Source organism: Haladaptatus sp. AB643, from assembly GCF_024136975.1.
Lineage (GTDB): Archaea > Halobacteriota > Halobacteria > Halobacteriales > Haladaptataceae > Haladaptatus.
The window spans coordinates 81,684-95,724 of record NZ_JAMYJW010000009.1 but is presented as its reverse complement, the minus strand read 5'-3'; the positions used below and the strand labels follow the sequence as shown (position 1 = coordinate 95,724).

At 62.9% G+C, this 14,041-nt stretch carries 13 protein-coding genes and 1 pseudogene; 10 read left to right on the top strand and 4 right to left on the bottom strand.

The window, feature by feature from the left end; all coding sequences use genetic code 11:
* The first annotated feature begins 244 nt into the window (after positions 1-244).
* From NKF25_RS17115 to ptsP, 8 genes and pseudogenes are all read left to right on the top strand, one after another.
* Positions 245-1,234: a lamin tail domain-containing protein gene (locus NKF25_RS17115; RefSeq protein ID WP_253227872.1), complete on the top strand. Its 990-nt coding sequence runs from the start codon at positions 245-247 to the stop codon at positions 1,232-1,234.
* A 169-nt stretch (positions 1,235-1,403) separates the two neighbouring features.
* Complete coding sequence (locus NKF25_RS17110; protein ID WP_253227871.1) at positions 1,404-2,192, top strand: aldolase/citrate lyase family protein; 789 nt, start codon at positions 1,404-1,406, stop codon at positions 2,190-2,192.
* 120 nt (positions 2,193-2,312) lie between these two features.
* Complete coding sequence (locus tag NKF25_RS17105) at positions 2,313-3,296, top strand: aldo/keto reductase (RefSeq protein WP_253227870.1); 984 nt, start codon at positions 2,313-2,315, stop codon at positions 3,294-3,296.
* Positions 3,297-3,466: 170 nt separating this feature from the next.
* Positions 3,467-5,004 (top strand): annotated as a pseudogene (glpK, locus tag NKF25_RS17100) (glycerol kinase GlpK).
* Between the two features lies 1 nt (position 5,005).
* Positions 5,006-5,959 (top strand): MIP/aquaporin family protein, encoded by a 954-nt coding sequence (locus tag NKF25_RS17095; RefSeq protein WP_253227869.1) that lies wholly within the window; start codon positions 5,006-5,008, stop codon positions 5,957-5,959.
* Between the two features lie 9 nt (positions 5,960-5,968).
* Positions 5,969-6,211 carry a hypothetical protein gene (locus tag NKF25_RS17090; RefSeq protein ID WP_253227868.1) on the top strand — a complete coding sequence of 81 codons (243 nt, stop codon included), beginning with the start codon at positions 5,969-5,971 and terminating at the stop codon, positions 6,209-6,211.
* Between the two features lie 31 nt (positions 6,212-6,242).
* Positions 6,243-6,521 carry an HPr family phosphocarrier protein gene (locus NKF25_RS17085; RefSeq protein WP_303647128.1) on the top strand — a complete coding sequence of 93 codons (279 nt, stop codon included), beginning with the start codon at positions 6,243-6,245 and terminating at the stop codon, positions 6,519-6,521.
* The gene (gene ptsP, locus NKF25_RS17080; RefSeq protein WP_253227866.1) at positions 6,518-8,197 is read left to right on the top strand and encodes a phosphoenolpyruvate--protein phosphotransferase; all 1,680 of its coding nucleotides are present in this window, start codon (positions 6,518-6,520) and stop codon (positions 8,195-8,197) included. Before NKF25_RS17085 ends, ptsP begins: the two co-directional genes overlap by 4 nt.
* 5 nt (positions 8,198-8,202) lie before the next feature.
* Here the strand turns inward: ptsP and dhaM are convergent, their stop codons facing one another.
* Together dhaM and dhaL are read right to left on the bottom strand one after the other, a co-directional pair.
* Complete coding sequence (dhaM, locus tag NKF25_RS17075) at positions 8,203-8,583, bottom strand: dihydroxyacetone kinase phosphoryl donor subunit DhaM (RefSeq protein ID WP_253227865.1); 381 nt, start codon at positions 8,581-8,583, stop codon at positions 8,203-8,205.
* The gene (gene dhaL, locus NKF25_RS17070) at positions 8,580-9,323 is read right to left on the bottom strand and encodes a dihydroxyacetone kinase subunit DhaL (protein ID WP_253227864.1); all 744 of its coding nucleotides are present in this window, start codon (positions 9,321-9,323) and stop codon (positions 8,580-8,582) included. The genes dhaM and dhaL overlap by 4 nt, the downstream gene beginning before the upstream one ends.
* Before the next feature lie 1,014 nt (positions 9,324-10,337).
* Here dhaL and NKF25_RS17065 point away from each other — a divergent pair.
* Positions 10,338-11,411 carry a PQQ-binding-like beta-propeller repeat protein gene (locus tag NKF25_RS17065; protein ID WP_253227863.1) on the top strand — a complete coding sequence of 358 codons (1,074 nt, stop codon included), beginning with the start codon at positions 10,338-10,340 and terminating at the stop codon, positions 11,409-11,411.
* A 17-nt stretch (positions 11,412-11,428) separates the two neighbouring features.
* Here NKF25_RS17065 and dhaK read toward each other — a convergent pair whose 3' ends face one another.
* Positions 11,429-12,430: a dihydroxyacetone kinase subunit DhaK gene (dhaK, locus tag NKF25_RS17060; protein ID WP_253227862.1), complete on the bottom strand. Its 1,002-nt coding sequence runs from the start codon at positions 12,428-12,430 to the stop codon at positions 11,429-11,431.
* Positions 12,431-12,491: 61 nt separating this feature from the next.
* Entirely contained in the window at positions 12,492-13,340 is an 849-nt protein-coding gene (locus NKF25_RS17055; protein WP_253227861.1) for an aldo/keto reductase, read from the bottom strand.
* Positions 13,341-13,511: 171 nt separating this feature from the next.
* Here NKF25_RS17055 and NKF25_RS17050 point away from each other — a divergent pair, with 171 nt between their 5' ends.
* Positions 13,512-13,991 (top strand): DUF6789 family protein, encoded by a 480-nt coding sequence (locus NKF25_RS17050; RefSeq protein ID WP_253227860.1) that lies wholly within the window; start codon positions 13,512-13,514, stop codon positions 13,989-13,991.
* The last annotated feature ends 50 nt before the right edge of the window (positions 13,992-14,041 follow it).

The window sequence follows — 14,041 nt, the reverse complement described above, 5'->3', positions numbered from 1 at the left end:
GTTCCGCGCTGAATTACGATTCGAATTCCGAACTCCGGTTGTCGGGCGTCGGAGGGGGCGCGAACCCCACCGTAACTGTTCTCTTTTTCGGGGGAAATTATGGCCCGAGACCGCCACCTCCTCACCGAAGCGACGATGTTCTGCCCCGTTAGCCCGCTTCCGTGTCTACCGACGAACGAGTGACCCGCGAACTCACTCGCCTCTCTCACCTAGTTTTATCCCCCGACCCCGTCTCGATATCGTCGTGTCTCTCACCGTCTCCTCCCGATTCGCCGTCTTCGCCGTTCTCCTCTTGGTCGGGACGAGCGTGCTGACCTCCGGGTGTACCTCCGTACAGCAGTCCACGACGACCGGACAGTCGAACCCGGAGTCCGCCCACAGTTGGACGGTGACCATCACTCGAATCGTTGACGGCGACACGGTGAAGTTCCAGTACGAGAACGGAACGACTGACACGGGACGACTGCTCGGCGTGGATACGCCCGAGGTCCACACCGAAAACGACCCGACGGAGTTCGAGGGTATTCCGGACGACGCCGCCGGTTCGAGTTGCCTGCGCGACTGGGGCCACAAGGCCAGCGAGTTCGCCGACACCGAACTCGCGGGCAAGCGGGTGACCATCACGCTGGACGAGAACGAGGGGCCGCGCGGCTACTACGGACGACTGCTGATCTACATCCGCGAGGGGGACGGCACGCTGTTCAACTACCAACTGGTCAAGCAGGGCTACGCGCGGGTGTACGACAGCGAGTTCACGAAGCGCCAGCGGTTTTACGCCGCCGAATCGGCCGCACAAAAGACCGGTCTCGGACTCTGGGAGTGTGCGAGCGGAGGGAGTGACGGCGGGCAGACGACGACAACCGCCACCTCGACGACTGGAGGGAGCACGACCAGCCCCCTCGCCATCAGCGAAATTCGTGCGGACGCCCCCGGAAACGACAACGAGAATCCGAACGAGGAGTACGTCGTCCTGAAGAATACGGGGAACGAACCGCTCGACATCTCCGGTTGGTCGGTTTCGGACGCGGCGGGGCACAGCTACGAAGTGCCGACCGGGACGACGCTGGCCGCCGGTTCGACGGTCACGCTCCACACCGGCAGCGGAAGCGATTCCGCGTCGGACCTGTACTGGGGCGAGGGAAGCGCCGTCTGGAACAACGGCGGCGATACGGTCGTCGTTCGGAATTCGAGCGGCGGCGTAGTTGTGCGAAAGGAGTATCCAACCGAGGAATAGTGCGATGTCGACGGTACCGTGTACTTTGGTATCACTGACCAACAGGGATACTACCTCCGGTAGCGTAGCAGGTTCGCCGCTCCATCACCGGGCGCGGTACGGAAACGATCGGGGGGAGAAAGCACATCCGAGGAATCCACCGTAATCGATTCCTCGTGGGGGGAGACTCATGACACAGACAGAAGACACAGCTAGTTTGCGAAATCGGCTCGAAAACGGCGAAATCGTACTCGGAATAGCCGACGACACGTACGCGCCGACGGTCGTCGAACTGTACGGTGATCTTGGACTCGATTTCGTCTGGATCGATTTCGAGCACGCGGGACCGAGTCCATGGGATGCCGGTGCAGTGGAATCGTTGCTTCGCGCGAGCGAACTCACGGGGACGGAACTGTTAGTTCGGGTTCCGGTTACGGAACCGGCGCTCGTCCGGAAGGTACTGGACGCCGGTGTGAGAAACGTGTTCCTCTCGCACGTCGATACAGCGGACGAGGTGCGGGATATCGTTCGAGCGTCGTATTTCGGCTACGACGGCGAACCGGGAGAACGCGGCCTCGCGGTTCCGCGAGCGAGTCGGTGGGGACGGGAGGACGATTACGTCGCTACCGAGGACGCAGAGGTCCTCATCGGTGTGACGATTGAGTCGCGCGAGGCGGTCGAGAACATCGACTCCATTCTGGACGTTCCCGACCTCGGGTTCGTCTTCGTCGGCCCGTTCGACCTTTCGGTCGCGGTCGGCTCCCCCGGCGAACTCGACCATCCGGACGTACGGGACGCCGTCGAAACCGTTCGTACGGAGGGTATCGACCGAGGCGTTCCCGTGGGAAACCTCGGTTTCGGGATGGACGATGTCAACGAAAAAGCTCGGAACGGGTATCAAATTCTGAACATCGGTACGACGACCCTCGGGATTCAAGAAATAGTCGGCGACTGGTTGAGCGAGTACGATGGGGCCTGAAGACGCGACCCGGGCGACCCTCCACGCTCGGTCCGTTTTACGTACGGAATCCGCGTTCCGTACCTTTCCGAACTTAGCCGCTTTCCGGGCTTTTAGGACCCTTCCCGACGACGCCGTGGTATGGAGTATCGAACTCTCGGTTCGACGGGCACGAAGGTCTCGGAACTGTGTTTCGGGACGTGGCGATTCGCCATGGAATCGAACGGCACGGTCGAAACGGATTACGACACGGCACACGACCTGCTCGACACGGCGTGGGAGAACGGCATCAACTTCATCGACACGGCGAACGTCTACGGTGACCCGAACGGCACCAGCGAGGAGTGGATCGGCGACTGGCTGTCGGAGTACGACCGCGAGGACTTCGTCATCGCCTCGAAGGTGTACTTCCCGTTCGACGGCTGGGGCGAACCGGGACCGAACGACTCGGGGCTCTCGCGCAAACACATCCGCGCCCAGATAGAGGGGACGCTCGACCGCCTGGGAACGGACTACCTCGACGTGTACTACATCCACCGTTGGGACGAGGAGACGCCAATCGAGGAGACGCTTGCGACGCTGACGGAACTCGTGGACGAGGGTAAGGTGAACTACCTCGGCGCGTCCACGATGGCGGCGTGGCAACTCACGAAGGCGCTCTGGAAATCCGACGTGAACGGCTTCGAGCGCTTCGACGTGACCCAGCCGATGTACCACGCGGCGGCCAGCGGCCCGGTGGAGGACTACCTCGACGTCTGTGCCGACCAGGACATCGCGGTCTGTCCGTACTCCCCGCTCGCGGGTGGCTTCCTGACCGGCAAGTACGAACGCGACGGCGACATCCCGGCCGGGTCGCGCGCGGACCTCGTGGACTACTTCGAGGATTACTACATGTCCGAGGAGGGCTGGGAGATTCTGGACGAGATTCGAGCGGTCGCGGACGAACTCGACGCCACCCCGGCGCAGGTCGCGCTCCGATGGCTCATCCAACAGCGCGAGTTCTCCTGTACGCCCATCGTCGGCGCGCGGACGACCGACCAACTGGAGGAGAACGTCGGCGCTGCCGACATCGAACTCTCGGGCGAGCAGTACGACCGGATCGAGAACGTGGGTCGAGACGAATAAGCGACGAAATTGACGACTATTTTTCACGATTGGTTGGCGAGAGAGTGAAAACCCAGGGCTACGGGCGTGGAAACCTCCCTGTGGGAAAACATCATTATTCTCCGTCCCGTCTCTCTCCCAGAGGTGTCGTCGAGTGGGAGAGTCCGGCGCACCAAAACGAGGGCATTCAGATGTCAAATACATATGTCGGCGCTATCGACCAAGGCAGACCGGAACCCGGTTCATGCTGTTCGACCACGACGGTCGGGTCGTCGCCAGCGCGTACGAAAAACACGAACAGAAATACCCGGAACCGGGGTGGGTCGAGCACGACCCGCTCGAAATCTGGGAGAACACACAGGAAGTCGTCACGGCCGCGCTGGAGGAGGCGGACGTCGCCGCGGATCAGCTAGAAGCCATCGGCATCACCAACCAGCGCGAGACGACGCTGCTGTGGGATAAAGATAGCGGCAGTCCGATCCACGACGCCATCGTCTGGCAGGACCGGCGGACGACCGACCGCGTCGAGCAGTTGGAAGCGGACGGAAAGGTCGATGAAATCCGAAAGAAGACGGGGTTGGAACCCGACGCGTACTTCTCGGCGACGAAGGCCGAGTGGTTGCTCGACAACGCCGACCCCATCAAACTCCAGCGCGCACGACCGGCGGATATCCGGGAACGCGCCGAGGAGGGCGAAATCCTGTTCGGAACCATCGACTCGTGGCTGATTTACAACCTGACGGGCGAGCACATCACGGACGTGACGAACGCGTCGCGGACGATGCTGTTCGACATCCACGAGATGGACTGGGACGACGAGTTGTGTGAGGAGTTCGGCGTGCCGCGCGCGATGCTCCCGGAAGTACGTCCGTCGAGCGACGACGAGACCTACGGTTCGACGGACCCCGACGGCTTCCTCGGCGCGGAAATTCCCGTCGCGGGCGCGTTCGGCGACCAGCAGGCCGCCCTGTTCGGGCAGACCTGTTTCGACGCCGGTGACGCGAAGAACACCTACGGCACGGGCAGTTTCTTCCTCCTGAATACGGGCGACGATGCTGTCGAGAGCGAACACGGCTTGCTCACGACCGTCGCGTTCCAGCGCTCGGGCGAACCCGTCCAGTACGCGCTCGAAGGCTCCATCTTCGTCACCGGCGCGGCCATCGAGTGGCTCGTGGACGTGGGATTCATCGACGACGCGGCCGAAACGGAATCCCTCGCCCGAAGCGTCGATTCGACAGACGGCGTCTACATGGTTCCCGCGTTTACGGGGCTCGGTGCGCCGCACTGGAATCAGCGCGCCCGCGGGACCATCGTCGGCATGACGCGCGGAACCCGTCGGGAGCACATCGTCAGGGCGACGCTCGAATCCATCGCCTATCAGACCCGCGACGTGGCCGAAGCGATGGAGGCCGACAGCGGCATCGAGGTCGAGTCGCTGAAAGTCGACGGCGGCGCGGTGAAGAACAACTTCCTCTGTCAGCTTCAGGCCGACATCCTCGGGGCCGATATCGTCCGGCCGGTCGTGGACGAGACGACGGCGCTCGGGTCGGCGTACGCCGCCGGTCTGGCCGTCGGCTACTGGGACTCGACGGACGACCTTCGAACGAACTGGCAGGTGGACCGCGAGTTCGAACCGGACATGACGGAAGCGGAGGCGGACGAGAAGTACGCTCGCTGGGAGGACGCGGTCGAACGTTCCCTTGGCTGGGCAAGCGAGGGGGGTGCCTGAGATGTCGGAAACGGCCGACGAATCCGGAGCAGCAACGCAGGGTCCCCAGGAGTACTGGCGTGCGAAGTACATCAACGAAATCGTCGGTACGTTCATCCTCGTCCTGCTCGGCGACGGTGCAGTCGTCGTCTCGGTGCTGACAGGTGGGTATGACCTGTTCGGCGTATCCATCTTGTGGGGATTCGCCGTGATGTTCGCGGTGTACTGGGTCGGCGGCGTCTCGGAGGGTCACATCAACCCAGCGGTCACGATTGCGAACGCCGTCTGGCGGGACTTCCCGTGGCGACACGTTCCCGGCTACATCGTGTCCCAAATCATCGGGGCGTTTCTGGCGGCCGGAACCCTGCTCATCACGTGGTCGGGGTACTACCGGAGTTTCAGCCAAGCGAACAACGTCGTTCGCGGACAACCCGGTAGTTCGATCACGGGAATGACGCTCTGGACGTTCTTCCCGAACCCGGCGTTTGCGGGAGTGAAAGTCGGGGATTACAACACGCTGCAACAGGCAGCATCTCTCGTTTCGTTCCCACAAGCGTTCTTCAGCGAGATGGTCATCACGGCTATTCTCGTGGCCGTCATCTTCGCCCTCGTGGACGACGAGAACCCGATGGGAACGCGCGCATCGCCCGCTCTCGCGGCATTTCTAATCGGTCTTCTCGTGGCGGCGCTCGTCCAGTACGAAGCACCCATCAGTATGGCCGCGTTGAATCCCGCCCGCGACCTCGGTCCGCGAATCATGGGCTACTTCGCTGGATGGGGGTCCATCGCGTTCCCCGGTCCGCGGGGTGGCTGGTGGCTGCCGACCGTTTCGACCATCGTCGGGGGTATCATCGGCGGCGGGTTATACGACGTGCTAACGCGTCAGTACGTCATCAAACTCGAAGCCGAGGATATCGAACCCGAGGAGCCTGCGGTGCACGATGAAGAACACGAAGGCTCGACGGGAGGAAGCTAACGAGTGCCCGTGACGACTTCAGACGACCCGGACCGTTCGACGGGAGCGTACCTCAGACTGATGTTTCTCGACCCGGTGAGCCTCGTCGGACTCACCGTTCTGGTCTCCGGCCTCGTGCTCGTCGCTATCTCCGCCCCCGGAACGGCGGTCAACAAGCCGCTTCTCGGCGGGACGCTGATGCTCGTTGGAACCGTGTTGTTCGGTCTCGGCTACACGCGAGCACAGTGGGGATTGCGGCGGTGGCGGCGATAGCATGAAGCGGGTTCCACACCAAACGTTGGAAATGACCCGTATGGAACGTACTGTCACCGTCGTCCCCGAGGCCGGATTGCACGCCCGACCAGCATCGCGCTTCGTCACGACCGCCAACGAGTTCGAATCGGATCTCACCGTCGCCCTCACGGACGGCGACCCGGTCAACGCCCGAAGCATGCTGTCGGTGACGACGCTCAACGCGCGGCAAGGAGACGACGTTCGACTCGTCGCGGAGGGGGACGACGCCGAAGACGCCCTCGACGCGCTGGAGGACGTGCTCACTACGCCGGAGGATGGGGAAGCGTGACGACCGAACTCTCCGGAATCGGCGTGACGCCGCGCGCCGGCGTCGGTGGGGTCGTTTGGTACCGCGGAGCGACGGATCTCCCCGATCCGCCCGACCCGACGACGGTCGATCCCGAGGAAGAACTCGCGACGTTCGAGGCCGCGCAAGCGACCGCACACGAGGAACTCGAACGGGAGCGGGAGCGAGCGACCGACCGCGTCGGCGAGGACGAAGCCGAGATTTTCGACGCGCATCGCGCGTTCGTGGACGACCCGGAAATCGTCGGCGGCATCGAGGCGGCCATCGAGAACGGCCTTCCGGCACCACACGCGATCCAGCGTGCGTTCACCGATCCGATCGCCCGATTCGAGAACCTGGAGGGTTCGATGTCCGAACGGGCCGACGACCTGCGCGACGTGCGCGACCGACTCCTGCGAATCGTCACCGACGGCGACCGCATGGACCTCGGCGACCTTCCCGATGGATCGATACTCGTCGCGGAACGGCTCACGCCGAGCGACACGGCCCAACTCGACCCGGACGTGCTGTCCGGGTTCGCGACCATCTTCGGCGGGCGAACCTCGCACGCCGCGATCTTCGCCCGCTCGCTCGGCATCCCCGCTGTCGTCGGCGTCGGCGACGAACTCGCACAGGTCGGCGACGGCCGGGAACTCCTGGTCGATGGCGAGAACGGCGTCGTCGTCATCGATCCCGACGAGGGCGCGAAACGCCGAATCGCCGACGCCGAAACGCCCGTCATCGACGACCACGTTTCGACGGCGGACGGGGAGGAAATCGAAGTCGCGGCGAACGTCGGGACGCTCGCAGAGCTCGACGTCGCGGCCGAACAGGGTGCCGACGGCATCGGCTTGTTCCGAACCGAATTCCTGTTCCTCGACCGCGACGCGCCGCCGGACGAGGACGAACAGTACGAGGTGTACACCGAGGCGTTGGCAACCTTCCCGGACGAGCGATGCGTCGTCAGAACGCTGGACATCGGCGGCGACAAGCCGATTCCGTATCTCGACGCGCCGGACGAAGCGAACCCGTTCCTCGGCGAGCGCGGGATTCGGCGCTCGCTCGGCCCGGATTCCGACCTGTTCGAAACCCAACTGCGCGCGCTGCTGCGCGCTGCCGCGGACGATTCCGCGGGGACCCTCGCCGTGATGTTTCCCCTCGTCGCCAGCGTCGAGGAACTCGACGCGGCGCTCGCGCGGGTCGAAACCGTCGCCGAGGAACTGGACGAGGAAGGCGAATCGTTCGACGTGCCCGAACTCGGCGTGATGATCGAGACGCCCGGCTCGGTGTTCATGGCCGAGTCGCTCGCCGAGCGGGTGGATTTCCTGAGCATCGGGACGAACGACCTCACCCAGTACGTGATGGCCGCGTCGCGTGAAAACGAGCGAGTCTCGGACCTCCACGACCCGCGCTATCCGGCCGTCCTCCGGGCGATTCGTCGGACGGTCTCGGCGGGACACGAGGGCGACGCGTGGGTCGGCATGTGCGGCGAGATGGCTGGCGACCCCGACCTGACGGAACTGCTCGTCGGCCTTGGCCTGGACGAACTCAGCATGAGCGCGATCACCGTACCGGACGTGAAAGCGAACGTCGGGGATATCGACACCGAACCGGCGCGAGAACGCGCCGAGCGCGTTCTCGACGCCGAAACGCGCGAAGAGGTCGCCGAGTTGTTGTAAACCTCTTACAATTTCGAAATCTCTCCGGCTTCTTCGGCCGCTTCGAGCACCGATTCGACCGTGGCCTTCGGGCTGTTGGCCGTGACGGCCGCGTTGACCGCGCCCTCCAGGATGGGCGCGTCGGCGATTTCCGCCTCGACATCGGCCATTTCGATGGCGAGCTCGGTGTTCATCACCGCACTGCCCAGATCGACGAGGACGACGACGCCGTCCTCGTCGGCGAGCGAATCAAGCGCCTCCTGAATCACGGGCGTGCTCGTTCCCAGACCGCCGTCCGGGTCGCCGCCGACCGCCTCGATGGGAACGTCGCCCGCCATCTCGGCGGCGACCTCCCGAATCCCCTTCGCGGCCTGCTCGCTGTGGGAGACCACGACGAGTCCGATCATTCGGACCCCTCCGTTCCGTCGCCGTCGGCCGCCTCGGGTGTCGCTTCCTCGTCCGGTACCGTCGGCGACGTCGCGTCGGCTTCGAGGTTGCCGTCCCCGAGGTGGGAAACGGCGGTCTCCTGAATCGCTTCGAGCATGAACAGGGTGCTCGTCGCGCCGGGGTCCTGATGCCCGACCGACCGCCAGCCCAGATACGATGCCCGACCCTTCAGCGCTCGAATCGGCGTCGTGAAGTTCACGCCGCGCTCCGCGGCGTCGACCGCCTTCGTCAGCGCCTCCACCGGTTCGAGGTCGTCCTGTTCGATGGATTTCTTGTAGGTGTGGACGGCGGGCGTCAGCGCGTCCACCATCGTCTTCGCGCCGACCGGCGCGTCTCCCCTGTCCTGTACCTTCTCCAGGAACGCCTCGGCGAACGCCACCGTGGTTTCCGGTGTCAAACCGTCCGCCAGTTCCGCGCTGGCGCTCATGAACGACCCGCCGTACAGCGGTCCGGCGGCCCCGCCGACCTCCGAGATGAGCGTCACGCCGACCGTCTTCACGAGGTCGGCCGGTTCAGCGTCGTCCATCCCGTCCGTCTTTTCGAGAACGGCCTGGAAGCCGCGGTTCATGTTCGCCCCGTGGTCGGCGTCGCCGATGGCCGAGTCGAGGTCGGTCAGGTAGTCCTTTTCGTCCGCCATTCGATCGGCGACCCGTCCGATTGCCGCGAGCACTGCCTCGCGTTCCGTCGCTGTGTCTGCCATTGTTTCCTGATATCACGCACCCTATCGGGGTAAACCTTCGCTCGTGTCGGGCCACGGTGGTATGACATCGAGAAGGCTATCATCATCTCTGTGTGGGACCGTCCCACCATCTTTATGACCTCAGCATGTATTCAATGTGCAACGGCCGAGTGATTACACACTATGCGTCCACTGCCGGTCATTTGCGGTTCCTCGGCAGTCTAGTGGCATTCTATTCGTGTGACGGAAGGACTCACGCGGAGCGCATCACACAGTTCACGCTCGCTCCACGCTACCATGACCGTCCCAACGCGCCGACCCGACAGTGACCAGAACAGTGACGAGAAGGAACACGACGATACGTCGGTCACGTACCATTTCGTCTGTGGGTTCTGCGACGAGGTGTTAGAGACCGAATCCATCGACGGGATGTACGACCGAGGTACGGCACATCTGGAAGATCACAGAAACGATTTGCTGGTGTCGTTCGTCAACGGACCTCGACAGAACCGCTGTGAAACCGACTGCGGGTACGTTTTCCCTATCGACATAGACAGCGTCGATGGTTTCGAGTGTCCAGATTGTGGGCACGATAATTTCGGCTCGCTCGCGAGACGACATCTCTACTGGGGTATGGAACTGATATCTCGGTGAGCGCCTCGCAGTGTCCCCTATCGCCGAACGGGTTCCGATTGCGGGTCAATTCCTGCTTGCGACTCGATGGAACGTTTTTCGGGTCGTCTCTGCACGTCGGAACTCCTAACGTAATCGTCGGAAGCCGTTCACTTCCCCTTTCATCGATACTTCTTCTCGGGTTCATCGGATCCCTGACCGACTCCTCTCTTCCGAACGTCCTCGGATTTGACTTGATAGCCTGGTTCGTCGTGATTTCGCTAGCGGCGCTCTTGTTGGTCGAAGCTGGTGTCTTTGGACGATAACCGACCTTCGACCGAATCTCTCGCCATACTGGGCGGATACTTCTGCGATTTGTTCTGAACAGAAGACTCATTACTGACACTGATTGAGCCTCGTCCAATGGAATTGACGAGGCGAGCGGCCCTCTCCACCGCGCTCGCGGCCACGCTCTCCGGTTGCAGTACGCTCGGCGGCAACGGAAATTCCGTCGATTGGTCTGCTCCGTTCGAGGGCGATTATATCGCCCAAAAACCGTATCTCGATCACAAATACGTCGCCGTTGCCACCGATGACGGTGGAATCGGTCTCCTTTCCGCGGATTCCGGAAACTCCGTCGCGAGTACGCCGCGCAACCGTTCGAACGCTGCGGGCACACCACCCGTTCCTATCGTGGACTCGTTTCTCACCGTCACCGACCACGTCGTCCTGCTCGATCCGTCCGGGGAGTTGAGGTGGTCGCAAGCACTCCCGGACGGGGGATACGCGAGCATCCAGTCCCGCCCTATCGTCATCGATGGCTCCGCGTTCGTGACGACGAGCGAATCGTACGTGTACCGTATCGACGTTCGTGACCGCGAGATACATCGTGTCGGCGACCTCACCGTTCCCGGCCGCTGGTGGAACCGGGACGGGCGACGGGTCGTCGTCGGCACTCGGTCGCTCGAAACGGCGCTGTTCGACCTCGATTCCGGCAAACAGCGCTGGACGACGTTTTCGAACATGGTGGCTCACCCGTTCCTGTACGAATCGGACGTCGTGACGTCGGTGTACCGAAACGGCAGTCTCGAACTCGTCTACATCGACCCCGACGACGACACGGAACGCTGGAGCAGAACGCTTCCCGGTTCGGTCGTGTCGTTCGCTGGCTTGGTGACCGACGATTTGCTCGCGGTCGTGACGGGTGAACCGTGGGAACGGGATAAACAGGGTCAGGTTTCCCTCATCGACCCGGAAACTGGCAAAATCGTCGCCACGCACGACCTCCCACCGAGGGTGAACGCGCCGGGCGATATCCGCGGTTCGACCCTCTTTCTGACGTGTTACGACGGAACCGTCCTCTCCATCGACCCGAAGCACGGAAAACGAACCGAGTTCGAACACGACGGTCACATCACGTCGCCACCCGCCGTTCGCGACGGAAACCTCGTGTTCGGAACGGACGAGCCGAAACTCTACTCGATTCAGTTGGACTGATAAAAATCAGTTTCCGCCTACGTCACCGTCAGCGCGGGCGTTTCCACCGGATGCGCCAGCAGTTCCTTCAGTTCGTCGTCCAGTTCCAACACCGTCACCGAACAGCCCTGCATGTCGAGCGAGGTCATGTAGTCGCCGACCCACGCGTCCCACGTCTCCAGCCCTTCGTCTTCCAGTATCGACTGGAGTTTCCGGTTCACGATGTACAGTTCCGACAGCGGCGTCCCGCCCATCCCGTTGACGATGGTTGCGACCTCCGTTCCGGGGTCGAGGTCGAGGTCATCGAGGACGTTTTCGGTGAGTCGCTCGGTGATGTCGTCCGCCGAGGTCATGTCCACGCGTTCGACGCCGGGTTCGCCGTGAATCCCGATGCCGAGTTCGATCTCGTCGTCGCCCAAATCGAAGGTGGGTTCGCCCTTCTCGGGCGTGATGCAGGACGTGAGCGCGGTTCCCATCGTCGCTACGTTGTCGATGACCTTCTGGGCGACCCGCTGGACTTCGTCCAGATCGCCGCCCTCGTCGGCCATCGCGCCCGCGACCTTGTGGACGAAGATGGTTCCACAGACGCCGCGGCGACCGGAGGTGTACAGCGAATCCTCGACGGCGACGTCGTCGTTGACGACGACTTGTGCGACCTCCACGTCGGATTCCATCTCCGCTAGTTCCCCCGCCGTCTCGAAGTTCATCACGTCGCCCTCGTAGTTCTTGATGACCATGAGGACGCCCTCGCCGCCGTCACAGGCCTGTACCATCTCGCTGACCTCGTCGGCAGTCGGCGACGTGAACACTTCCCCCGCCGCCGCTCCGTCGAGCATTCCAGGACCGAGGTAGCCCGCGTGCGTCGGTTCGTGTCCACTCCCCCCACCGCTGACGACGGCGACCTTTCCTTCGACCGGGGCGTCGTTCCGAACGAGGACGTTCGAGTCCGGCAGTCGACGAACCTCGTCCGGGTGCGCGGCGACCATCCCGTCCAACATCTCGTCCACCACGGCGGATGGTTCGTTGATGAGTTTTTTCATGCGTCGTGTTACCATCTACACGCTGGCGCATAAGGGTTCCTTCGGACGGAACGACCCGCCCTCAGTCCAGCAGTTCCATCTCGTCGTCCGAGAGTTCGATGTGCGAGGCGGCGACGTTCTCGTGGAGGTGCTCCACGCTCGATGTGCCCGGAATCGGGAGCGTGACGGGCGAGTGATGGAGCAACCATGCCAGCGCGATTTGCCGCTCGGAGGCGTCGTGTGCGTCTGCGACTTCTTCGAGCGCTTCTTCCTTGTCGCCGAGGTCACCCGCGCCGAGCGGGAACCACGGGATGAATCCGATGTCGTACTCCTCACAGGCTTCGAGCACGTCCTCCGAATCGCGGTTGCCGACGTTGTACTGGTTCTGCACCGTGGCGACGTCCACGATGTCGCGGGCTTCCTCCAACTGCTCGACGGAGACGTTGCTCAACCCGACGTGGTTGACCTTTCCCTCGTCTTTGAGTTCCGCGAACGTGTTGACAGCGTCCTCGAAGGGAACGTCGGGGTCCGGTCGGTGGTACTGGTAGAGGTCGATGGTGTCCACCTTGAGCCGGTCGAGACTGCCCAAAATCGCGTTGCGGATGTAGCCAGGTTCGCCACATTTCGGCCACGAGCCGTCGCGGTCGTCCCGCCAGAGACCGCCCTTCGTGGCGACGACGAGGTCGTCCGGGTAGGGATGCAGCGCCTCGCCGATGAGTCGCTCGCTCACGGCCGGGCCGTAGGAATCGGCGGTGTCGATGAAGTTCGTCCCCGTCGAGACGACCTCGTGGAGGACGCGTCGGGCCTCCTCCTCGTCGTCCGGTCGACCGATGACGTCCTCACCGGTGAGACGCATCGCACCGTACCCCAGTCGGTTGACGGTCAGTTCGCCGCCGATGTCGAACGTATCGCTCTCGTTTTCGAGCGTCATATCGAGAGAGGTAACCGCCCAGGAGGTAACTTCTTTTGGCAAACAGTGTCGTTTGCCGCTTCGTCCGGACCCCGAAAACCCGAACTCCCGATGGCGGTTTCGCGGGTCGCCCGTAGTATATTCCGAACGAGGGGGAGTACCTATAAACGGCTTCCCGTCCTCGCTGTTACTATGTCACAGGAAGTCGCCGGATACGACAGCGATTCCGGTCTCCCGTCCTCCGTCGTGGAGGGTGTGCAGACCATCAAAGCAGGAATCGTGAGTACCGCTCTCATGCTGTTCATCTTCCTCGCTGCGGAGTCGGAATCGGGGTTCAAGCTCGGCGTCCCGGCCGCGATTGCGAAGTTCGTCAGGATGCCGGGGGACTTGTATCTCGGGTTCTCCGTCTTCGTTTTCATCGGCATCGTCGTTTGGCCACTGCTGTTCGCGGCAATCGAGGACAAGTTCAAAGTCCTACCGGGGAGCGGGGATATCGCCGTTCGCGGCGTCATGTTTTCGCTCCTGCTGTGGTTGGCCTTCCTCGGCCTCGGTTCGACGGGGATGCAACTCGAAAGTTCCGCACTCCTCGTCCTCTATCTCGCCTTCAGCTTCCTCGCACACGTCGGCTACGGCTACTCGCTCGGCGTCTTCTACGGCCGGTTCACGCGGTAGGCGGCACCCCCGTCTGCTAAAATTAGAAAAACGTTCGCCTATCTCGGCGA

Excerpts from the sequence above, each read along its gene's own strand:
- NKF25_RS17110 (WP_253227871.1), top strand. The coding sequence starts at position 1,404 with ATGACACAGACAGAAGACACAGCTAGTTTGCGAAATCGGCTCGAAAAC.
- NKF25_RS17105 (WP_253227870.1), top strand. The coding sequence starts at position 2,313 with ATGGAGTATCGAACTCTCGGTTCGACGGGCACGAAGGTCTCGGAACTG.
- NKF25_RS17095 (WP_253227869.1), top strand. The coding sequence starts at position 5,006 with ATGTCGGAAACGGCCGACGAATCCGGAGCAGCAACGCAGGGTCCCCAG.
- NKF25_RS17085 (WP_303647128.1), top strand. The coding sequence starts at position 6,243 with ATGACCCGTATGGAACGTACTGTCACCGTCGTCCCCGAGGCCGGATTG.
- dhaM (WP_253227865.1), bottom strand. The coding sequence starts at position 8,583 with ATGATCGGACTCGTCGTGGTCTCCCACAGCGAGCAGGCCGCGAAGGGG.
- dhaL (WP_253227864.1), bottom strand. The coding sequence starts at position 9,323 with ATGGCAGACACAGCGACGGAACGCGAGGCAGTGCTCGCGGCAATCGGA.
- NKF25_RS17065 (WP_253227863.1), top strand. The coding sequence starts at position 10,338 with ATGGAATTGACGAGGCGAGCGGCCCTCTCCACCGCGCTCGCGGCCACG.
- dhaK (WP_253227862.1), bottom strand. The coding sequence starts at position 12,430 with ATGAAAAAACTCATCAACGAACCATCCGCCGTGGTGGACGAGATGTTG.
- NKF25_RS17055 (WP_253227861.1), bottom strand. The coding sequence starts at position 13,340 with ATGACGCTCGAAAACGAGAGCGATACGTTCGACATCGGCGGCGAACTG.
- NKF25_RS17050 (WP_253227860.1), top strand. The coding sequence starts at position 13,512 with ATGTCACAGGAAGTCGCCGGATACGACAGCGATTCCGGTCTCCCGTCC.